This window comes from Streptomyces sp. MMBL 11-1, assembly GCF_028622875.1.
In the GTDB taxonomy this organism is placed as follows: domain Bacteria; phylum Actinomycetota; class Actinomycetes; order Streptomycetales; family Streptomycetaceae; genus Streptomyces.
Map to the genome: position 1 here is coordinate 3,281,723 of NZ_CP117709.1, position 19,965 is coordinate 3,301,687.

At 70.9% G+C, this 19,965-nt stretch carries 18 protein-coding genes; 7 read left to right on the forward strand and 11 right to left on the reverse strand.

Annotation, left to right across the window (positions count from 1 at the left end; genetic code table 11):
• Window positions 1-128 precede the first annotated feature (128 nt).
• From ftsH to dacB, 5 genes are all read right to left on the reverse strand, one after another.
• Window positions 129-2,186, reverse strand: a complete 2,058-nt coding sequence (gene ftsH / locus PSQ21_RS14125; protein WP_274030855.1) for an ATP-dependent zinc metalloprotease FtsH — start codon at window positions 2,184-2,186, stop codon at window positions 129-131.
• 182 nt (window positions 2,187-2,368) lie between these two features.
• Entirely contained in the window at window positions 2,369-2,908 is a 540-nt protein-coding gene (gene hpt / locus PSQ21_RS14130) for a hypoxanthine phosphoribosyltransferase (protein WP_003968263.1), read from the reverse strand.
• Window positions 2,909-3,007: 99 nt separating this feature from the next.
• Window positions 3,008-4,132, reverse strand: coding sequence for a tRNA lysidine(34) synthetase TilS (gene tilS / locus PSQ21_RS14135; RefSeq protein WP_274030856.1), 1,125 nt, complete (start codon window positions 4,130-4,132; stop codon window positions 3,008-3,010).
• A gap of 186 nt (window positions 4,133-4,318) precedes the next feature.
• Window positions 4,319-5,455 (reverse strand): zinc-dependent metalloprotease, encoded by a 1,137-nt coding sequence (locus PSQ21_RS14140; protein ID WP_274030857.1) that lies wholly within the window; start codon window positions 5,453-5,455, stop codon window positions 4,319-4,321.
• A gap of 81 nt (window positions 5,456-5,536) precedes the next feature.
• Window positions 5,537-6,994: a D-alanyl-D-alanine carboxypeptidase/D-alanyl-D-alanine endopeptidase gene (dacB, locus tag PSQ21_RS14145; protein WP_274030858.1), complete on the reverse strand. Its 1,458-nt coding sequence runs from the start codon at window positions 6,992-6,994 to the stop codon at window positions 5,537-5,539.
• A 113-nt stretch (window positions 6,995-7,107) separates the two neighbouring features.
• On the opposite strand from dacB, the gene PSQ21_RS14150 reads away from it, so the two are divergent.
• The 5 genes from PSQ21_RS14150 to PSQ21_RS14170 all read left to right on the forward strand — a co-directional run bounded on the left by PSQ21_RS14150 (window position 7,108) and on the right by PSQ21_RS14170 (window position 12,947).
• Window positions 7,108-7,602, forward strand: coding sequence for an inorganic diphosphatase (locus tag PSQ21_RS14150; protein WP_018959738.1), 495 nt, complete (start codon window positions 7,108-7,110; stop codon window positions 7,600-7,602).
• Window positions 7,603-7,791: 189 nt separating this feature from the next.
• Entirely contained in the window at window positions 7,792-9,495 is a 1,704-nt protein-coding gene (locus PSQ21_RS14155) for a threonine/serine ThrE exporter family protein (RefSeq protein WP_274030860.1), read from the forward strand.
• A 141-nt stretch (window positions 9,496-9,636) separates the two neighbouring features.
• Complete coding sequence (locus PSQ21_RS14160; RefSeq protein ID WP_274030861.1) at window positions 9,637-10,602, forward strand: DUF368 domain-containing protein; 966 nt, start codon at window positions 9,637-9,639, stop codon at window positions 10,600-10,602.
• Window positions 10,603-10,829: 227 nt separating this feature from the next.
• Window positions 10,830-11,453 carry an NAD(P)H:quinone oxidoreductase gene (gene wrbA, locus PSQ21_RS14165; protein WP_274030862.1) on the forward strand — a complete coding sequence of 208 codons (624 nt, stop codon included), beginning with the start codon at window positions 10,830-10,832 and terminating at the stop codon, window positions 11,451-11,453.
• A gap of 66 nt (window positions 11,454-11,519) precedes the next feature.
• Entirely contained in the window at window positions 11,520-12,947 is a 1,428-nt protein-coding gene (locus tag PSQ21_RS14170; RefSeq protein ID WP_274030863.1) for a glutamate decarboxylase, read from the forward strand.
• Between the two features lie 30 nt (window positions 12,948-12,977).
• On the opposite strand, the gene PSQ21_RS14175 is transcribed toward PSQ21_RS14170, so the two are convergent.
• The 5 genes from PSQ21_RS14175 to PSQ21_RS14195 form a co-directional block, all read right to left on the reverse strand.
• On the reverse strand, window positions 12,978-13,802 hold the full coding sequence (locus PSQ21_RS14175) for an ABC transporter permease (protein ID WP_274030864.1): 825 nt from the start codon (window positions 13,800-13,802) through the stop codon (window positions 12,978-12,980).
• Entirely contained in the window at window positions 13,799-14,782 is a 984-nt protein-coding gene (locus PSQ21_RS14180; RefSeq protein WP_274030865.1) for an ATP-binding cassette domain-containing protein, read from the reverse strand. The genes PSQ21_RS14175 and PSQ21_RS14180 overlap by 4 nt, the downstream gene beginning before the upstream one ends.
• 77 nt (window positions 14,783-14,859) lie before the next feature.
• Entirely contained in the window at window positions 14,860-15,501 is a 642-nt protein-coding gene (locus PSQ21_RS14185; RefSeq protein ID WP_274030866.1) for a PadR family transcriptional regulator, read from the reverse strand.
• A 124-nt stretch (window positions 15,502-15,625) separates the two neighbouring features.
• On the reverse strand, window positions 15,626-17,083 hold the full coding sequence (locus PSQ21_RS14190; protein WP_274030867.1) for an aldehyde dehydrogenase family protein: 1,458 nt from the start codon (window positions 17,081-17,083) through the stop codon (window positions 15,626-15,628).
• Window positions 17,084-17,141: 58 nt separating this feature from the next.
• Window positions 17,142-18,005 (reverse strand): helix-turn-helix domain-containing protein, encoded by an 864-nt coding sequence (locus PSQ21_RS14195; RefSeq protein WP_274030868.1) that lies wholly within the window; start codon window positions 18,003-18,005, stop codon window positions 17,142-17,144.
• A gap of 357 nt (window positions 18,006-18,362) precedes the next feature.
• On the opposite strand from PSQ21_RS14195, the gene PSQ21_RS14200 reads away from it, so the two are divergent.
• Window positions 18,363-18,869 (forward strand): ATP-binding protein, encoded by a 507-nt coding sequence (locus PSQ21_RS14200; protein ID WP_274030869.1) that lies wholly within the window; start codon window positions 18,363-18,365, stop codon window positions 18,867-18,869.
• 37 nt (window positions 18,870-18,906) lie between these two features.
• On the opposite strand, the gene PSQ21_RS14205 is transcribed toward PSQ21_RS14200, so the two are convergent.
• Window positions 18,907-19,149, reverse strand: coding sequence for a DUF397 domain-containing protein (locus PSQ21_RS14205; protein WP_003968242.1), 243 nt, complete (start codon window positions 19,147-19,149; stop codon window positions 18,907-18,909).
• Window positions 19,150-19,403: 254 nt separating this feature from the next.
• On the opposite strand from PSQ21_RS14205, the gene PSQ21_RS14210 reads away from it, so the two are divergent.
• On the forward strand, window positions 19,404-19,937 hold the full coding sequence (locus PSQ21_RS14210) for a hypothetical protein (protein WP_274030870.1): 534 nt from the start codon (window positions 19,404-19,406) through the stop codon (window positions 19,935-19,937).
• The last annotated feature ends 28 nt before the right edge of the window (window positions 19,938-19,965 follow it).

Sequence of the window (19,965 nt, forward strand, 5' to 3'; positions counted from 1 at the left end):
CGCGGGTTCGCGCTCAGACCTCGCAGGCATACGGAAAAGCCGCGCCCCCACAGGCTAAAACCTGGGGGGCGCGGCATCCATTCCGGGTCCGGTCCGGCCTCCGTGACGGAGGTCTCACCGGCCGCCGGTCAACTCTCGGGACGCTCCTCGGGGATCGCCTCGGTGGACGGGGCGATGTCCTTCGTCAGGTCCGTCGGGGCGATCTCCGGCGGGGTGGCCGAACCGTTGGCGACCGAGGCGCCGTTGGTGAGGGCCAGCTCCTTGGGAGAGAGCACCGGGGGCCGCGTCGACGGGGTGCGCCGGGCGGATCCGGTCCATGCCGGGCGAGCGGGACGCCTGACGAGCGGGGCGAAGATCTCCGCGATCTCGTCCTTGCCCAGCGTCTCCTTCTCCAGCAGTTCGAGCACCAGGGCGTCGAGGATGTCGCGGTTCTCGACGAGGATCTCCCACGCGTCGTTGTGGGCGGTCTCGATGAGCTTCTTGACCTCCTCGTCGACCAGTGCCGCGACCTCTTCCGAGTAGTCGCGCTGGTGGCCCATCTCGCGGCCCAGGAAGGGCTCCGAGTTGTCGCCGCCGAACTTGATCGCGCCGAGGCGCTCCGTCATGCCGTACTGCGTGACCATCGCGCGGGCCGTCGCCGTGGCCTTCTCGATGTCGTTCGCGGCGCCGGTGGTCGGGTCGTGGAAGACCAGCTCCTCGGCCGCACGCCCGCCCAGCATGTACGCCAGCTGGTCGAGCATCTCGTTGCGGGTCGTGGAGTACTTGTCCTCTTCCGGGAGCACCATCGTGTAACCGAGGGCGCGGCCGCGGGAGAGGATCGTGATCTTGTGGACCGGGTCCGACTGGGGAGAGGCCGCCGCGACCAGGGCGTGTCCGCCCTCGTGGTACGCGGTGATCTTCTTCTCCTTCTCGGACATGATCCGGGTCCGCTTCTGCGGGCCCGCCACGACGCGGTCGATGGCCTCGTCGAGGCTCTCGTTGTCGATGAGCTTCTTGTCGCTGCGCGCCGTCAGGAGCGCGGCCTCGTTGAGCACGTTCGACAGGTCGGCGCCGGTGAAGCCGGGCGTGCGCCGGGCGACGGCGCCGAGATCGACACCCTCCGCCACGGGCTTGCCCTTCTGGTGCACCTTGAGGATCTCCAGGCGGCCCTGCATGTCCGGGCGGTCGACCGCGATCTGCCGGTCGAAGCGTCCCGGGCGCAGCAGCGCCGGGTCGAGGATGTCCGGGCGGTTCGTGGCGGCGATCAGGATGACGCCGCCCTTCACGTCGAACCCGTCCATCTCGACGAGCAGCTGGTTGAGCGTCTGCTCGCGCTCGTCGTGACCGCCGCCCATGCCGGCGCCGCGGTGGCGGCCGACGGCGTCGATCTCGTCGACGAAGACGATCGCCGGAGCGTTCGCCTTCGCCTGCTCGAAGAGGTCGCGCACACGGGAGGCGCCGACGCCGACGAACATCTCGACGAAGTCGGAACCGGAGATCGAGTAGAACGGCACGCCCGCTTCGCCGGCGACGGCGCGTGCGAGCAGCGTCTTGCCCGTACCGGGCGGCCCGTAGAGCAGGACGCCCTTGGGGATCTTGGCGCCGACGGCCTGGAACTTCGCCGGCTCCTGGAGGAACTCCTTGATCTCGTGGAGCTCCTCTACCGCCTCGTCGGACCCCGCCACATCGGAGAAGGTCGTCTTGGGGGTGTCCTTGGTGATCAGCTTGGCCTTGGACTTGCCGAACTGCATGACCTTGGAACCGCCGCCCTGCATCTGATTCATCAGAAACAGGAAGACGACCACGATGAGGACGAAGGGCAGCAGCGAGAGGAGGATCGAGATGAACGGGGACTGCTTGGACGGCGAGACGGTGTAACCCTTCTCGATGTCACCCGCCTCGAACTTCTGCTGCAGCGTGTCGGCGAGCTCGACGCCCTGGTTGCCGATGTAGCTCGCCTGGAACTTGCTGCCGGACTCGCCTTCGAGCTTCTGGCCGTCCTTCAGTTCGATCTTGAGGATTTGTTCGTCACCGGTGGTGAGCTTGGCCTCGTCCACCTGGTTCTTGCTGATCGCCTGGATCACCTTGCCGGTGTCCACCGTCTTGTGGCCGCCGGACGAGCCGACGACCTGCATCAACACGACCACGGCGAGGACGGCCAGCACGATCCACATGACCGGCCCACGGAAGTATCGCTTCACGTCCATCCATACGGAGCGAAGACGCCCCGTCCCTCCTGCCCGTAGGTAAATGCTGCTGTTTGAAAAGACTGTTCTTCGGACGGTACCCCAGCATCGTCACCCGCGACTGCCGGGTACGACGGAGAAACCTGCTTTCGAAGCTTCAACGGCCCGAGGGCGGTGAGGGTTCCCCGGCGGGTCGGCCGAGGTCAGCCGCCGTAGACGTGCGGGGCGAGCGTGCCGACGAAGGGCAGGTTGCGGTACTTCTCCGCGTAGTCCAGCCCATAGCCGACGACGAACTCGTTGGGGATGTCGAAACCGATCCACTTCACATCGATCGCGACCTTTGCGGCATCCGGCTTGCGCAGCAGGGTGCAGACCTCCAGCGAGGCCGGCTCCCGGGAGCCCAGGTTGGACAGCAGCCAGGACAGCGTCAGGCCGGAGTCGATGATGTCCTCGACGATCAGGACGTGCTTGCCCTTGATGTCGGTGTCGAGGTCCTTGAGGATCCGGACGACGCCGGACGACTGGGTGCCGGCCCCGTACGAGGAGACGGCCATCCAGTCCATCGTGACGGGGGTGGACAGCGCGCGCGCCAGGTCCGCCATGACCATCACCGCGCCCTTGAGGACGCCGACGATGAGCAGGTCCTTGCCCGCGTACTCCGCGTCGATCTTCGCGGCCAGCTCGACGAGCTTCGCGTCGATCTCTTCCTTGGTGAGGAGCACCGACTGAAGGTCGGTACCCATGTCCTTCTCGTTCACCCACGTCTCTTTCTCTGCCTGCCGGCCCGGGAAAAGCGCCCCGGGCCGGGCCGGCTGTTCGCCTGCACTTCAGCCGCTCGCGCGTCAGCTCTGCCGAATGACCAGTCTGCCACCCTGCCGCGTCGCCTCGACGCGGCCGGGCAGGTTGATGGCCCGCTGGCCGCGCCAGCCGGTGATCAGGCGGTCGACTTCTTCGAGGTGCCGGGCGAAGAGGGAGCCGGCGGGCGCCCCGGCCTCGATCAGCGCGCGGCGCAGCACCCGGCGGCGTACCGCGGGCGGCAGGACGTAGAGCTTGGCGCACTCCAGCCGGCCGGTCTCGTCGCGTACGGACAGCTCGGCCTCGGCGGCCCAGGTGTCCAGGGCGTCGGCGTCGTCGCGGGAGAGCTGGGCGGTGCGGGCGAGGGCTTCGACGACGCCCTTGCCGAGCGCTTTCTCCAGGGCGGGCAGGCCTTCGTGGCGGAGCCGGGAGCGGGTGTAGGCGGGGTCGATGTTGTGCGGGTCGTCCCAGACGGGCAGGGACTGGACCAGGCAGGCCTTGCGGGCGGTCTGCCGGTCGAGGTGGAGGAAGGGCCGGCGGTAGCGGCCGGACGGCCCGGAGGCGGCGGCCATGCCGGAGAGCGAGCGGATGCCGGAGCCGCGGGCCAGGCCGAGGAGGACCGTCTCGGCCTGGTCGTCGCGGGTGTGGCCGAGCAGGACGGCGGCGGCGCCGTGGCGTTCGGCGGCGGCGTCCAGTGCGGCGTAGCGGGCGTCGCGGGCGGCGGCCTCGGGGCCGCCCTCGCGTCCGACGTGCACGGCGACGGCCTCGACGGGGTCGAGGTCCATGGCGGTGAGCCGGGTGACGACCTCTGCGGCGCGGAGAGCGGATCCCGGCTGGAGGTTGTGGTCGACGGTGATGCCGCCGGCCCGGACGCCGAGCTTGCGGGCCTCGAACGCGAGCGCGGAGGCGAGCGCCATGGAGTCGGCGCCACCGGAGCAGGCGACGAGGACGAGTGGGGTGTCGGGCCGGTCGGCGAGAGCGGGCCGGTCGGCGAGTGCGGACCTGCCCGCGGCTCCGGCCTCGGCGAAGCGGGGGCCGGCGGCGTGCGCGGGGCGCCTCGCCGCGTCGGCGGGCCGGTCGGGGCCGGCGTGCCGGTGGAATTCGGTGGTGACGTCGTGGAGTACGCGGCGGACCGCCAGGCGTATCGCCGCGACCGCAGGATGGGGACCCATGTCCGGTGCCCTTCGTGGAGTTCGGGAGGAGCGTCGAGCGCCGGAACGCGTGAGTCCCGTCACTCAGAGTGCGTCGATGGTGACAGAGGCAAGCTGTTCATCGAGCATTGCACGCCCTCCCGTGCCCCTACGGTCCCTCGGATGGGTGATTGGCGGGCCAATATCGGCCCCCGGGCCGTCCGATGGTCAGGATTCGGCCTTACGGTGCACCCGCGCGACCCAGTCGGCGGGCCGGGCGATCTCGGCTTTGGTCGGAAGGGTGTTCGGTGAGGTCCAGACGCGGTTGAAGCCGTCCATGCCGACCTCTTCGACGACCGATCGTACGAACTTCTCGCCGTCCTTGTACTGCCGGAGCTTGGCGTCCAGGCCGAGGAGCTTGCGCAGCGCCTGGTCGAGACGGCCGGCGCCCTGGGCCCGGCGCCGCTGGAACTTCTCCCGGATCTCGGAGACGGAGCCGACGACCTCGGGGCCCACGCCGTCCATCACGTAGTCCGCGTGTCCTTCGAGGAGGGACATGACGGCGGTGAGGCGGCCGAGCACTTCGCGCTGGGCGGGGGTCTGGACGATGTCGACGAGGCTCCGGCCGCCTTCCTCGCCCTGTTCGCCCTCGGGCCGTCCGGCGCCGGAGAGGGACTGGGCGGCTTCGCGGAGGCGCTCCAGGAAGGTCATCGGGTCGACGTCGGTCTCGTCGAGGAACGTCTGGATCTCGCCCCGGAGGTGGTCGCGGAGCCAGGGCACGCCGGTGAACTGGGTGCGGTGGGTCTCCTCGTGGAGGGCGACCCAGAGCCGGAAGTCGTGCGGGTCGACGTCCAGCTCGCGCTCGACGTGGACGATGTTGGGGGCGACGAGGAGCAGGCGTCCGCCGCCGTCGGCGGAGGCGGGCAGGTCCCTGGTGGCCGGGGCGAACGTCTCGTACTGGCCGAGCACGCGGGAGGCGAGGAAGGAGAGCAGCATCCCGAGCTCGACGCCGGTGACCTTGCCGCCGACCGCGCCGAGGACGGCGCCGCCGGGTCCGCCGGAGCGGCGCTTCTCCATCTTGGCGAGCAGGGGGTGCAGCAGTTCGCGGAAGCCGGCGACGTTGGCCTTGATCCAGCCGGCCCGGTCGACGACGAGGACGGGGGTGTCCTCGGGTTCGGTCCCCTCGGGGATCATCCGGGTGAAGAGCCGGACGTGTTCCTCCGACGCCCGGGCATGCCGCCGCAGCTCCGCGACGACGGCGCGGGCCTCCTCGCGGCTGATGTCGGGGCCGGGCCGGACCAGTCGGGTCGCGGTCGCGACCGCGAGATTCCAGTCGACCATCTGGGCATTACCGATGCTCGTCATGCGTCAACCGTACGTGAGCCCGTCGCCCGGTGGTGGGGTCTTGGCGCCCCCTTGCGCGGCTCTTCGGGTGCTGGGGGCCGCTCAGCGGGCCGGGAGGGCGAGTGCGGTGGCCAGGGCGTCGAGGGCGGGTTCGGCTTCGGCCGCGGAGAGGCTGCCGGAGGCGAGGAAGGCGAAGGCGAGCAGGCGGCCCCGGGGGTCGACGACCGTTCCGGCGAGGGAGTTGACGCCGCTGAGGGTGCCGGTCTTGGCGCGGATCAGGCCGGTGCCCTCGGAGGCTTCCTGGTAGCGGCCGCCGAGGGTGCCGCTGAACCCGGCGATCGGGAGGCCCGTGAGGACCGGGCGCAGTCCGGGGCGGTCGGGGTCGGCGGCGCGGGCGAGGAGGGCGGTGAGGAGGGCGGGGGTGACCCGGTCCTCGCGGTCCAGGCCGCTGCCGTCGGCGAGGTGGGCGCCGGCCACCGGGACCCCCAGCTTCTTCAGTTCGTTGGTGACGGCGCGGCGGGCTCCGGCGAACGAGGCGCTCTCGCCCTTGGCGATGGCGGTCTGCCGGGCGAGGGCCTCGGCGATGTCGTTGTCGCTGTTGGTGAGGGTGCGCTCGACGAGGGCGGCGAGCGGGGCCGAGTGGTGGGTGGCGACGGTGCGGGACTCACGCGCGGGGCGGGCCTCGCGGGGGGCGCCGGTGACCTTGACGCCGGCCTTTCTCAGCTGTGCGGCGAAGGAGCGGGCCGCGTCGCCGGCGGGGTCCTCGCTGCGTTTGGCGGGGCCGCGGTCCGTGTCGTTCAGGCGGCCCTCGTCGACCATCAGGGCGGTGACGGGGGCGATGTTCTCGTTGGGGCTGATCGGGTGGAGCACGGGGCCGGTGTAGCGGGAGGTGTCGTAGGTGAGCCGTACCGGGCCCGCGGGTTCCTCGCCGTCCTCGCGCAGGGCGTCGGCGGCCTCGGCGGCCATCGAGCGCAGGGCCGCCTCGCTCAGCGTGGGGTCGCCGCCGCCGACGAGGGTGAGGGTGCGGGAGTCGGGGGACAGCGCGGCGGTGGTGGCGATGCGGTGGTCGGGGCCCAGGACGGAGAGCGCGGCGGCGGTGGTGGCGATCTTGATGGTGGAGGCCGGGGTCATCGGGGCGGTGGCGCCGGTTCCGTACAGCTGCTCGCCGGTGGCGGTGTCGATGACGGACGCGGCGACCGTGTCGCCGAGTCCGGGCACGCCGATGAGCGGGGCGAGGGTGTCGCGGAGCGCGGCGGCGTCCCTCGGGGCGTGGTGGGTGGCGGTGCCGAGAGCCGGGAGGACGGCCGGGGCGCTGGGGGCCGGGCGGGGGCCTTCGGGCGTCGGGCGGCCGTGATGTGCGCCACCTGTGCGGTCCGCGGCGACTGCCAGTGCCCGCTCGGCCTTACGCTGACCGTTGTCCCAGGGGCCGGCGGCGAGGACGGCGCCGGCGGCGACGACCAGGCCGAGCGCCGCGGAGCCCGCGACGACCTGCCAGGTGTACGCCCCGTTGTGTCTGTTCTTCAGGACCTTCAGCCCGCCCCACCGGTCCGACGGGCGCATCGACGGTCTTTCCACCGGCTCGGCCACCGTTGACCAGCCCCTTTCGCGAGCACTCTTCTGCGTGGGGGACACTTAATCACCAGTCGTATGTGTTGATCATGGAGGAGCCACCCGTGGAGTTCGACGTCACCATCGAGATCCCGAAGGGTTCGCGGAACAAGTACGAGGTGGACCACGAGACCGGTCGGATCCGCCTGGACCGTCGACTCTTCACCTCGACCAGCTACCCGGCCGACTACGGCTTCGTCGAGAACACCCTCGGCGAGGACGGCGACCCGCTGGACGCGCTGGTCATTCTGGACGAGCCGACCTTCCCCGGTTGCCTCATCAAGTGCCGCGCCATCGGCATGTTCCGGATGACCGACGAGGCGGGCGGCGACGACAAGCTGCTCTGCGTCCCGGCGTCCGACCCGCGGGTGGAGCACCTGCGCGACATCCACCACGTGTCGGAGTTCGACCGTCTGGAGATCCAGCACTTCTTCGAGGTCTACAAGGACCTGGAGCCGGGCAAGTCCGTCGAGGGCGCCGACTGGGTCGGCCGTACCGAGGCGGAGGCCGAGATCGAGGCCTCGTACAAGCGTCTTGAGGCGCAGGGCGGCGCGCACTGACGTCCCTCTTCCGGTTCCGTTTGTGAGCCGGACGGCCGTCTCGGAACGGGCGGTGCACCCTCACGGGTGTGCCGCCCGTTTCGTTGTCCGCACTTCCGCGCGTGCGGTGCCCATGCCGGTGGCCATACTGGGCACACGTGCGGCGGGACACCCGCCCAGGGGTGTGCGGTCGAGGAGGAACGAGGTCGAGTGGTGGCGGAATCGGGCGGTCCTGAGGACCAGAAGCCCCAGTCCGACGAGGCGCGGAGCGCTTTCGCCCCGCCCGCGGGGACGAGTCAGCCGGCGTCGCCGCCCGAGGAGGACCATCCGACGTCGGAGTTCGCGCTGCCGACCGGTGTGCACCAGGACCAGGGCGGTCCGGCCGCTTCCGGCGGGGGCTCCGGGGGCGGTTCGAACCACGACACGCTGAGTTCCGCTTTCACCCCGCCGAGCACGTACAGAGCCCAGCAGTCGCCGCCCGCGTTCACCCCGGCGCAGGGCATTCCGATGGTCAGGCTGACCAAGGAGGCGCCCTGGCAGGACCGGATGCGCACGATGCTGCGGATGCCGGTGACCGAGCGCCCGGCCGCGGAGTCCATCCAGCGCACGGACGACGACACGGGCCCCGCGGTGCCGCGCGTGCTCGACCTGACGCTGCGTATCGGGGAGCTGCTGCTGGCGGGCGGCGAGGGCGCCGAGGACGTCGAGGCGGCGATGTTCGCGGTGACCCGGTCCTACGGTCTCGACCGCAGCGAACCGACGGTCACGTTCACCCTGCTGTCGATCTCGCACCAGCCGTCGCTGGTCGACGACCCGGTGACCGCGAGCCGTACCGTACGCCGCCGGGGCACCGACTACACCCGGCTGGCAGCCGTGTTCCGGCTGGTCGACGACATCACCAGCACGGACACCGAGATCTCGCTGGAGGAGGCCTACCGGCGGCTCGCGGAGATCCGCCGTAATCGCCACCCCTATCCGGGCTGGGTGCTGACGGCGGCCGCGGGGCTGCTGGCCGGTTCGGCCTCCGTGCTGGTCGGCGGCGGCTTCCTGGTGTTCGTCGTGGCGGCGGCGGGCGCGATGCTCGGCGACCGTCTCGCGTGGCTGTGCGCCGGGCGCGGGCTGCCGGAGTTCTACCAGTTCACGGTGGCCGCGATGCCGCCCGCCGCGATGGGGGTGGCGCTGACGCTGACCCATTCGACGGACGTCCGGCCGTCCGCGGTGATCACCGGTGGGCTGTTCGCGCTGCTGCCCGGGCGGGCGCTGGTGGCGGGGGTGCAGGACGGGCTGACCGGTTACTACATCACCGCCTCGGCCCGGCTGCTGGAGGTCATGTACTTCTTCATCGGGATCGTCGCGGGCGTGCTGATCATCCTGTACCTGGGGGTGCAGCTGGGGGCCCAGCTCAATCCCGAGGCCGAGTTCATCCCCAACGACCGCCCGGCGCTGCAGATCCTGGTGTCGATGACGCTGAGCCTGGCCTTCGCGATCCTGCTCCAGCAGGAGCGGTCCACCGTGCTGGCGGTCACCCTCAACGGGGGTGTGGCCTGGATCATCTTCGGGGCGATGGCCCGGACCGGAGACATCTCGCCGGTCGCGGCGACGGCGGTGGCCGCCGGTCTGGTGGGGCTGTTCGGCCAGTTGTTCTCGCGCTACCGCTTCACGTCCTCGCTGCCGTACATCACGGCGGCGATCGGGCCGCTGCTGCCCGGTTCGGCGACGTACTTCGGTCTGCTGGGCGTGGCGCAGAACGAGGTGAACCGGGGGCTGACCTCGCTGTCGACGGCCGTCGCGACGGCCCTGGCCATCGCGATCGGGGTGAACCTGGGGAGCGAGATCTCGCGGCTGTTCATGGGGGTGCCGGGCGCGGTCGGCGGGGCGAACCGGCGGGCGGCGAAGCGGACCCGCGGGTTCTGAGCCCGCGGCGACCTGCCCGTTCCCGTTACCGACCCCTCCGTATCCCGAGCCCCGCGGCACGCCGCCTAGGATGGCGCCTACTCCCCTTCAACGGCCGAGAGCCGAACCGCGGCCGAGAGCCGCCAGCCGAAACAGGAGATCATGGCGAAGCCGTCCGGTCACCACCTCTTCAACGCCTTCCGTGGCGCGCTCATCGGCACCGCGGAGGCCGTACCCGGCGTCAGCGGTGGCACCGTCGCACTGATCACCGGCGTGTACGAGAAGCTGATCGGCGGCGCCGGTCACGTCACCAGCGCGCTGCGGATGGCCGTGTCCGACCTGCCGCGCGGCCGGGGCGCCGCGCGCGCCAGGGCCGAGCTGAGGAACGTCGACTGGATGGTCGTGGTTCCGCTGCTGATCGGCATGGCGGCGGCGCTGGTGCTCTCGGCCAAGCTGATCGCGCCGGTGGTCGAGGAGCACCCCCAGTTCGCGTACGCCCTGTTCTTCGGGCTGGTGCTGGCCTCGCTGTGGGTGCCCTACTCGGGCTCCGGACAGCGCTGGACCGGCGGGAACTACGTACTCTGCCTGGTCGTCGCCGTGGCCGCCTTCGCCCTGACCGGGCTGCCGCCGGGCGAGATGCCGACCCATCCGGTGGTGGTCGCGCTGGCGGGCTCGGTCGCGATCTGCGCCCTGGTGCTGCCGGGGGTCTCCGGTTCGTTCCTGCTGCTGACGCTGGGCCTGTACGAGCCGACGATCGACGCCGTCAACGAGCGCGACTTCGGCTACCTCGCCGCCTTCGCGCTGGGCTGCGTGGTGGGGCTGGCGCTCTTCGTGAAGCTGCTGAAGTGGCTGCTGGAGAACTACCACCACGTGACGCTGGTCGTGATGACCGGTCTGATGGCGGGGTCGCTGCGCGCGCTGTGGCCCTGGCAGGACGACGACCGCGGTCTGCTCGCCCCCAGCGGTTCGGTGGGCCTGACCTGCGCTCTGATCGTGCTCGGCGCGCTCGTGGTGATCGCCGTCCTGGTGGTCGAGCACCGGGCGCGCGACAAGCAGCCCAAGGAGCCCGCCGCCGCGCCCAGGCGCGGCCGGCACGCGCGCGTGGGCTCGGGCTCCGGGCGCGACTGAGCCCCGCGTACGGGGACGGGCGACAGCAGTACGGGTGAGGGCGTTCCGCCGGGCCGACACGGCCCCGCGAGGCGCCCTCACCCCTGTGCCCTCCCGTGCGGCGCCCGCCTGCCGCGTCCGCCACCCGGGTACCCGGGACCCCCGGGTGCGCCACCCGGGCTGCCGGGTCCGATATATCCCCCTACGGTGAGGCGCGTGGCATCAGGCACGACAGAAGGAGCCCCCGCATGCTCACGCCCGTCAACGTCGCCGTCATCTACTACTCCTCCACCGGCACCGTCGCCACGATCGCGAAGGCCATCGCCGGGGACGCGGAGCGGGCCGGGGCGCGGGTGCGGCTGCGCCGGGCGGCGGAGCTCGCCCCGCAGGCGGCCATCGACTCCAACCCGGCGTGGGCCGAGAACGTGACCGCGACCGCGGACATCCCCGAGGTCTCGCAGGACGACATGGCGTGGGCGGACGCGGTGATCTTCGGTTCGCCGACCCGGTACGGGAACGTCACCGCCCAGCTGAAGCAGTTCATCGACACGCTCGGCGGGATGTGGCAGGCGGGGCAGCTCGCCGACAAGGTCTACAGCGGCTTCACCTCCAGCTCCACCACCCACGGCGGCCAGGAGTCCACGCTGCTCGCGCTCTACAACACGATCCACCACTTCGGCGGCATTCTCGTCGCCCCCGGGTACACCGATCCCTCGAAGTTCGTGGACGGCAACCCGTACGGCACCTCGCACGTCTCCGGGCAGGGCGACCTCCCGGTCGGCGAGCAGACCCTGACGGCCGCCCGGGTGCAGGCCGAGCGGGTCGTGAAGTTCACCCGGGCGATCAAGGCGGGCCTGGCCGCGGAGAGCTGACGCCGCGCCGAGAGCCGACCCCGCACCCCGGCCCCCGACCGCTTCGGCCGAGAGAAGGGCTCCACCATGCCGCTGCACCGCGGTGCCCACCCGGAACAGGACGAACCCTCCGAGGAGCGGCGCAGACTCGCCCTGAACCCGTTCTTCGGCGAGACGGACCCGACGGCCGCGATGAACACCGCGCCGCCCCGGCACCGGCTGCCCGACGGGCCGCTGCCTCCGCGCACCGCGTACCGGCTGGTCCACGACGAGCTGATGCTCGACGGCAACTCCCGGCTCAACCTGGCCACGTTCGTCACCACCTGGATGGAACCGCAGGCCGACGTCCTGATGGGTGAGTGCCGGGACAAGAACATGATCGACAAGGACGAGTACCCGCGCACCGCCGAGCTGGAGCGGCGCTGTGTGGCGATGCTCGCCGACCTGTGGAACGCGCCCGATCCGAGGGCGGCCGTGGGGTGTTCGACCACCGGGTCGAGCGAGGCGTGCATGCTCGCGGGGCTCGCCCTGAAGCGGCGCTGGGCGAAGCGGAACGCGGACCGCTATCCGGCCACGGCGCGGCCCAATCTGGTGATGGGCGTCAACGTGCAGGTCTGCTGGGAGAAGTTCTGCGCCTTCTGGGAGGTGGAGGCCCGGCTCGTCCCGATGGAGGGCGAGCGGTTCCACCTCGACCCGGCGGCCGCCGCCGAGCTGTGCGACGAGAACACCATCGGGGTCGTCGGCGTCCTCGGCTCCACCTTCGACGGGTCCTACGAGCCGGTCGCGGAGCTGTGCGCGGCCCTGGACGCCCTCCAGGAGCGGACCGGCCTCGATATCCCGGTCCATGTGGACGGGGCGTCCGGCGCGATGGTGGCGCCCTTCCTCGACCCGGACCTGGTGTGGGACTTCCGGCTGCCGAGGGTGGCGTCGATCAACACCTCGGGCCACAAGTACGGCCTCGTCTACCCGGGGGTCGGCTGGGCGCTGTGGCGTACGGCGGACGCGCTGCCGGAGGAGCTGGTCTTCCGGGTCAACTACCTGGGCGGGGAGATGCCGACGTTCGCGCTGAACTTCTCCCGGCCCGGGGCGCAGGTGGTCGCGCAGTACTACACGTTCCTGCGCCTCGGGCACGAGGGTTACCGCGCGGTCCAGCAGGCCTCCCGGGACGTGGCCCGCGGCCTGGCCCGCGCGGTGGAGGAGCTGGGCGACTTCCGGCTGCTCACCCGGGGCGACGAGCTGCCGGTGTTCGCGTTCACGACGAACGCGGACGTCCACGCGTACGACGTGTTCGACGTGTCCCGCCGGCTGCGGGAGCACGGCTGGCTGGTGCCCGCGTACACCTTCCCGGCCAACCGGCAGGACCTGTCGGTGCTGCGCGTGGTGTGCCGCAACGGGTTCTCCTCGGACCTGGCCGAACTGCTGGTCGAGGACCTGAAGCTGCTGCTTCCCGAACTCCGCTCCCAGAAGCACCCGTTGAGCCATGACCGGGCGGCCCCGGCGGCCTTCCACCACTGAGCGCGGCTTCCGGCGCCACCCGGAGCACGGCTACCGGCTGAGGCGCGCGAACCTGACCACCGCCAGCGGGAAGAACACCGCGATGATGGCCACCGGCCAGAGCACGGCCAGGAGCCCGGCGTGCTCGGCCGCCCAGGAGCCGGTCGCGCCGCCCGGATTGCCGAACAACTCCCGTACGGCGGTGGCCGTGGCGGACATCGGGTTCCACTCGACCACCGCGCCCAGCCAGCCCGGCATCGACTCGGGGGCGGCGAAGACGTTGGAGAGGAAGCCGACCGGCCAGACCAGGATCTGGACCGCCGAGACCATCTCGGGCCGCCCCGCCACCATGGCCAGCAGGATGCCGACCCAGAGCATCGCGAACCGCAGCAGGAGCAGCAGCCCGAACGCCCCCAGCGCGGCGGCGGCCCCGTGGTGCCAGCGCCAGCCGACCGCGTACCCGACCCCGGTCATCACCGCGAGCGCGGCCGTCGACTGGAGCATGTCCGCGGCGCTGCGGCCGACCAGGACGGCGCCGGGGACCATCGGCATCGAGCGGAAGCGGTCGATGACGCCCTTGCCGAGGTCCTGGGTGACCGCGAGCATCGTGCTCTCCAGGCCGAAGGCCATGGTCAGCGCGAGCATCCCGGGGACCAGGTACTCGGTGGGGTCGCCGTCCACGCCCCGGCCGCCGCCGACCAGATACGTGAACATCAGCAGCAGCATCACCGGGAAGACCAGGTTGACCAGGACCGCGACGGGCTGCCGGGCCCAGTGCGCCAGTTCGCGGCGGGTCATCGTCCAGGAGTCGGCCAGGGCCCAGCCGAGCAGCCCGGACGCCCCGCCCGGTCCGGGCGCCGTCGTCGTCGCGCTCATCCCGCCACCTCCGCCTTCTCGGCATTCGCCGTCTTCTCCGGACGCCGTACGTCGTCGGGCCGCCCGGTCAGCGACAGGAACACCTCGTCCAGGGTGGGGCGGCGCACCGCGATGTCCTCCGCCTCGATGCCCGCCTCCTCCAGCACCCGCACCGTCCGCGCCAGGGCCGCCATCCGGTCCGGGGCGGGCGCGCCGATCCGCCGCCGGTCGGCGTCCAGCACCAGGTCCGCGCCGCCGAGCAGGGCGCCCGTCTCCACCAGGCGGGACGCGTCGCGCAGGACGATGTCGATCCGGTCGCCGCCGACGAGGGCCTTCAGCTCGTCGGGGGTGCCCTCGGCGACCGCCCGGCCGCCGTCGATCAGGGAGATCCGGTCGGCCAGCTGGTCCGCCTCCTCCAGATACTGCGTGGTCAGCAGCACCGTGGTGCCGCCGCCCACCAGGGACCGCACCGCCTCCCACACCTCGGTCCGGCCTCGCGGGTCGAGGCCGGTCGTCGGCTCGTCGAGGAACAGCACGTCCGGATCGGTGATCAGCGAGGCTGCCAGGTCGAGGCGCCTGCGCATGCCGCCGCTGTACTGCTTGACGGCCTTGCGCCCGGTGTCCGCGAGGCCGAACCGTTCCAGCAGCTCGTCCGCCCGGCTGCCCGCCCGGCGTGCGCCCAGGTGGTACAGCCGCCCGAACATCTCCAGGTTCTGCCGGCCGCCGAGCTGCTCGTCCACCGCCGCGTGCTGGCCGAGCAGCCCGATCCTGCGCCGCACCTCGCCCGCCCGCTCGGTGACGTCGAGGCCGGCCACGGTCACCCGGCCCGTGTCGTGGCGCAGCAGCGTCGACAGGATCCGTACGGCGGTGGTCTTGCCCGCGCCGTTGGGGCCGAGCACGCCGTGCACGGTGCCGCTGCCGACGGCCAGGTCCAGTCCGTCCAGGGCGCGCTTCTCCCCGTACCGCTTGTGCACGCCGTCCATGACGATCGCGTCGGTCACGATTCCCGCACCCTCCTGTAGTCAAACTTGACTAGAAGGTCGAAGATAAACCCCGCTCGGTCATTCGTCAAACTTGATTAGTCGCGGTCCCCGGGATCGGGCACCCCGGTGGCGTAGGGGTTCTCCTCGCCATCGGCGAGCACCCCGACGAACGGGTCGCCCTCGCCCGCGAAGGTGTACGCGCCGCCCTCGACGCGGGCGATCAGCCCCCGGGTCCACTCCACGCCGGCGTCGGCCGAGTGCACCCACAGGTTCATGATCTCGCCGATGTGGCCGAGGGATTCGGGGCCGTCCTCGGGCGTGTAGTACTCGGTGACCGAGGTCCGCCACTCCTTCATGGCCTCCACGCGCTCCTTGAGCAGCGCGACGGCCTCCTCCCGGGGCAGGTCGACGATGAACCCGACCGCCGCCGAGAGGACGTCCATCTGCTGGTCGTAGGAGCGGATGGCGTCACGCAGCAGGGCGCGGTACTCCGCCAGCCCCTCGTCCGTGACCTCGTACTCGGTGCGCGGCGGTCCGCCGACCGTGGAGGGGGCCGTCTCGTGCGCGAGGAGCAGTCCCTGCTTCGCCATCTGCTTCAGGGCGTGGTAGATCGACCCGGGCTTGGCGTTGGACCACTCGTGGGCGCCCCAGTACTCCAGGTCGTTGCGGACCTGATAGCCGTGTGCGCGGCCGTGCATGCGCACGGCGCCGAGGACCAGCAGCCGGATCGCGGACATGACACCCTTTCCTATTCAACTTTGACTAGGGTATCCCGCCCCGAGGACGGAGGGTCAGGCCAGGTCGAGTCAGGTCGAGTCGGGTCGGGTCGGGTCGGGTCGGGTCGGGTCGGGTCGGGTCGGGTCAGAACGGGAAGACCGAGCGGCCGTGCTGGATCGACATCCACCTCTGCGTGGTGAACGCCTCGACCACGGCCTCGCCGTTCAGCCGCCCCACCCCGGACGTCTTCTCGCCGCCGAACGCGGCCGGCGGATCGTCCTGCACAGTGGAGTCGTTGACGTGGAACATCCCGCTGACGATGCGCTGCGCGAACTTCACCCCGCGCTCCGCGTCCCGGGTGTGCACCGCGCCGCTGAGACCGTACGGGCCCTCGTTGACGATCCGCGCGGCCTCCTCCTCGCCGTCGAACGTCATCAGCAGGGCCACCGGGCCGAGGATCTCCTGGTGAAGCAGCGGGGAGTCCTCCGCGAGGCCGGTGAGGACGGTCGGGCCGACGACGTTGCCGACGGTCCGGCCGCGCACGAGCGCCGTCGCGCCGTCCGCGAGCGCCCGTTCGACGAGGGTGTCCAGCGCGTCGGCCTGGAAGGCGTTGATGACCGGTCCGATCCGGGTCTCCGGGTCTCTCGGGTCCCCGGTCCTCAGGGCCGCCACCTCGGCGGTGAACCGCTCGGTGAACTCCGCCGCCACCGACCGGTCCACCAGGATCCGGTTGGCCGCCATGCTGACCTGCCCCTGGTGCAGGAAGCGGCTGAAGACGGCCGCCCTGACCGCGTAGTCGACGTCGGCGTCCTCCAGCACCACCAGGGCGCTGTTCCCGCTCAGTTCGAGGATGGTCCGCTTGAAGGCGCCCGCCGCGGTGGCGGCGATGTGCCGGCCGACCCGGTCGGAGCCGGTGAACGAGATCACCTTGGGCACGGGGTGCTCGATGAACGCGTCACCGATCTCGGCGCTGTCGGTGATCACCACGTTGAGCAGCCCGGCCGGCAGCCCCGCGTCCTCGAATATCTTCGCGATCAGGCCGCCGCCCACGACGGGCGCGTTCTGATGGGGCTTCACGACGACCGCGTTGCCGAGCGCCAGGGCGGGCGCGACGGACTTCATCGTCACCAGGAAGGGGAAGTTGAAGGCGCTGATGACGCCCACGACGCCGACGGGGAGCCGGTAGAGCCGGTTCTCGCGGCCGTCCCCCACGGCGGGCAGCAGCCGCCCCGTGGGCCGCAGGGCCTGGCGGATCGCCTCGCGCAGGAACTCCGTCGCGCCCCGGATCTCGTACTGGGCCCGCAGCCGGGTGCCGCCCAGCTCGTCGATGATCGCCTCGACGATCTCCTCCGTACGCTCACCGGTGACACGGAGCGCGCGTTCGAGGACGGCGCGACGCTCGTACGGATTGACGGCGGCCCATTCCTGCTGCGCGCGCTCGGCGGCCCGGTAGGCCCGGTCGACCTCCAGCGCGGTGGCCACGGTGACGGCGGCGAGTTTCTCACCGTTGTAGGGATTGAAATCGATGATGTCCCACGAGCCGCTGCCGGTCAGCCACTCGCCGTCGATGTACTGGTGGGCCAGTTCATGGAAGAAGGACATGCAATCCCTTACTGCAGGCGTTCGCAGACTCCTGATGTGACGTCATCGTACTGAGAAATTACGCCAGTTGGAGTAGGCCGCGCAGAAGATCCCGACTGTCTTCCGGGGTGGGGCTGTCCTGGGTGAGACCCGTCATGGCCTTTTCGTACTGGGCGACTTCCTCGGGCTTGTCCAGATAGAGCGCGCTCGTCAACTGCTCCAAATAGACAATGTCCGACAGATCGGATTCCGGGAAGCGCAGCATCGTGAACGATCCGCTCTCGCCGGCATGACCGCCATGACTGAAGGGCATGACCTGGAGCGTGATGTTCGGTTGCTCCGACATATCGATCAGATGCCGCAATTGGGCACGCATGACGTCGCGATCGCCGTACGGGCGGCGCAGCGCCGCCTCGTCGAGAACGGCGTGGAACGTCGGGGCGCGCTCCGAGACGAGGGCCTTCTGGCGCTCCAGCCGGAGGGCCACCCGGCGGTCGACCTCGGCGGGCGAGGCTCCGCGCATCCCGCGCGAGACGACGGCGTGGGCATACGCCTCGGTCTGCAACAGCCCGTGCACGAACTGCACTTCATAGATACGAATGAGGGAGGCCGCACCCTCCAGACCGATGTACGTCTGGAACCAGCCGGGCAGGACGTCTCCGTAACTGTGCCACCAGCCGGCCACGTTGGCCTCACGGGCCAGACCGAGGAGGGAGTCGCGCTCCGCCTCGTCCGCGACTCCGTAGAGCGTGAGCAGGTCTTCGACGTCCCTGGCCTTGAAGCTCACCCGTCCCAACTCCATGCGGCTGATCTTCGATTCGGAGGCCCGGATCGAGTAGCCGGCCGCCTCACGGGTGATTCCGCGCGACTCCCGCAGCCTCCTGAGCTGAGAGCCCAGAAGGATGCGCCGCACCACCGATCCACTCGACTCGCCTGCCGACACTGGTCCGATCCTCCCCATCGCTTCCCCTGGCATCCGGAGCCCCCCAACCCCGACTGCCGGATTCTGCCACCAAACGCTTCAGCCCGTACTCATTCGATTACGGAAATGGGAAGACGTTTAGGAAGCTCCCGAAACTGGCCTCGGGAAGAAATACCCCGGAACCACCACGGTATCGGGCAGGTCCGGCACGTGCACGTGCATCTGCCCTTGCATCTGCCCTGCGCATTCGGAACCATGGTCCTCGCGCACCTGCGTGCTCGTGTTGTGCCGCTGTACCCCCCGCAGTACCGCTTACAGGCAGTGCCGCTACAGCCGCGAATCCCGGGAGTGCCTCGTATGGGGACGAATGGATCGACGATGCTCGAGCCGTTACGGCAGGGGCTTCCCCCCACCGACCCCTCAGGGGTTGCCGGATCGGCGTCCTGCGCTCTGCCCGCACGCTACGAAGCGGTCGGCGGCGCACGGAAGTTCACCCGGTCGACGCTGGAGCGATGGGAGTTGGGCGACCGCTTCGACGATGTCGCCCTGGTGGTGTCGGAGCTCGTCACCAACGCCCTGCGCCACGCGCTGCCCGGCGATCCGCCCCGGGAATTCCAGGATCCGCCGGTGCGGCTGCACCTGATGCGCTGGACCTCGCGACTGGTGTGCGCCGTGCGCGATCCCAGCCGGGAAAGCCCGGTGGCGGGCGAGGCGGCGGATTCGGCCGAATCCGGCCGCGGCCTGTTCCTGGTGGAATGCGTCAGCGACAGCTGGGGCTGGCACCCCTCTCCCGTACAGCTCGGAGAACTGCCTTCGGGCCCGCTGTACGGCAAGGTCGTCTGGGCCCTTTTCCGGCTCCAGGAGAACGCGAAGCCGGGTTCGTGAACGCCTCGGTCCGGCCCGTCACGGGCCGGGCCCGGCGTCAGGCGCCGGCGGCGAGATGGTCGAACTCGCCGTCCTTGACGCCGAGCAGCAGCGCCTCGATCTCCGCGGGCGTATAGACAAGGGCGGGCCCGTCGGGGTGACGGGAGTTCCGCATCGCCACATTCCCTCCGGGCAGCCGCGCGAACTCCACACAGGAACCCTGGGAGTTGCTGTGCCTGCTCTTCTGCCAGACGACTCCGCGAAGCTCTGTGGCCGCCATGCCGTTGTACACGTGGTGCACGGACGCTCCCCGAGTTGCAAGGTGCAAGTGTCAACTAGCTCGGATCATAGCTCTGTTCATATGCCAATGCATGAGCAGATGCACGTGCACGCGGGGTGCTCCTTTGATTACAGACTTTTCCGCCCCGGTCGCACCCTCCGGGAAGAGAGACGAACGGCACGCCTATTTTGCTCCCGCTCAAGGGAGTTGATCCTTGCGGGCCTTGGTAACGTGACGCGGTCTTTCGACCGGAAAACAGCAAGGGGGAACTTTACGTGACCAGGTCTCTACGCACCGGCGCCGTCGCGGTCGCCGCTCTGGCCGCCTCACTGGCACTGACCGCGTGCGGCGGCGACGACGCGAGCAAGGATTCCGGCGCGGATTCCTCGGCGAGCGCGACGCCCGGCAGCGGCGGCAACGGCTCCGGGGAGTCCGCCGGAGGCGGCGCGGCGGACCCCGCGGCGCTGGAGGGCACCTGGGTCGGGCTGACGGACGCGAAGAACGTCACCGTGTCCATCAGCGCCCGCAAGGTCGCCCTCGTCGCCGACCAGTCCGTGTGCCAGGGGGACGTGAAGGACATGGGCGGCGAACCGATGCTGGCCCTGAAGTGCACCGGCGGCTCCACCGACCGCACGATGGGTGCGATCGACTCCGTGGACGGCACGAAGCTGGTCCTCTCGTGGGACGGCGGCGTCAAGGACACCCTCACCAAGGCCGACCCCGCCAAGCTGCCGAGCGGCATGCCCTCGCTCCCCGGCATGCCGGACCTGCCCGAGGTCCCGGACCTGCCCGAGATCCCCGCGCCGTGACGACCGCCGCGGCCTGACGCCCGCCCGT

Excerpts from the sequence above, each read along its gene's own strand:
- ftsH (WP_274030855.1), bottom strand. The coding sequence starts at position 2,186 with ATGGACGTGAAGCGATACTTCCGTGGGCCGGTCATGTGGATCGTGCTG.
- hpt (WP_003968263.1), bottom strand. The coding sequence starts at position 2,908 with ATGGGTACCGACCTTCAGTCGGTGCTCCTCACCAAGGAAGAGATCGAC.
- tilS (WP_274030856.1), bottom strand. The coding sequence starts at position 4,132 with ATGGGTCCCCATCCTGCGGTCGCGGCGATACGCCTGGCGGTCCGCCGC.
- PSQ21_RS14140 (WP_274030857.1), bottom strand. The coding sequence starts at position 5,455 with ATGACGAGCATCGGTAATGCCCAGATGGTCGACTGGAATCTCGCGGTC.
- dacB (WP_274030858.1), bottom strand. The coding sequence starts at position 6,994 with ATGCGCCCGTCGGACCGGTGGGGCGGGCTGAAGGTCCTGAAGAACAGA.
- PSQ21_RS14160 (WP_274030861.1), top strand. The coding sequence starts at position 9,637 with ATGGCGAAGCCGTCCGGTCACCACCTCTTCAACGCCTTCCGTGGCGCG.
- wrbA (WP_274030862.1), top strand. The coding sequence starts at position 10,830 with ATGCTCACGCCCGTCAACGTCGCCGTCATCTACTACTCCTCCACCGGC.
- PSQ21_RS14170 (WP_274030863.1), top strand. The coding sequence starts at position 11,520 with ATGCCGCTGCACCGCGGTGCCCACCCGGAACAGGACGAACCCTCCGAG.
- PSQ21_RS14175 (WP_274030864.1), bottom strand. The coding sequence starts at position 13,802 with ATGAGCGCGACGACGACGGCGCCCGGACCGGGCGGGGCGTCCGGGCTG.
- PSQ21_RS14185 (WP_274030866.1), bottom strand. The coding sequence starts at position 15,501 with ATGTCCGCGATCCGGCTGCTGGTCCTCGGCGCCGTGCGCATGCACGGC.
- PSQ21_RS14190 (WP_274030867.1), bottom strand. The coding sequence starts at position 17,083 with ATGTCCTTCTTCCATGAACTGGCCCACCAGTACATCGACGGCGAGTGG.
- PSQ21_RS14200 (WP_274030869.1), top strand. The coding sequence starts at position 18,363 with ATGCTCGAGCCGTTACGGCAGGGGCTTCCCCCCACCGACCCCTCAGGG.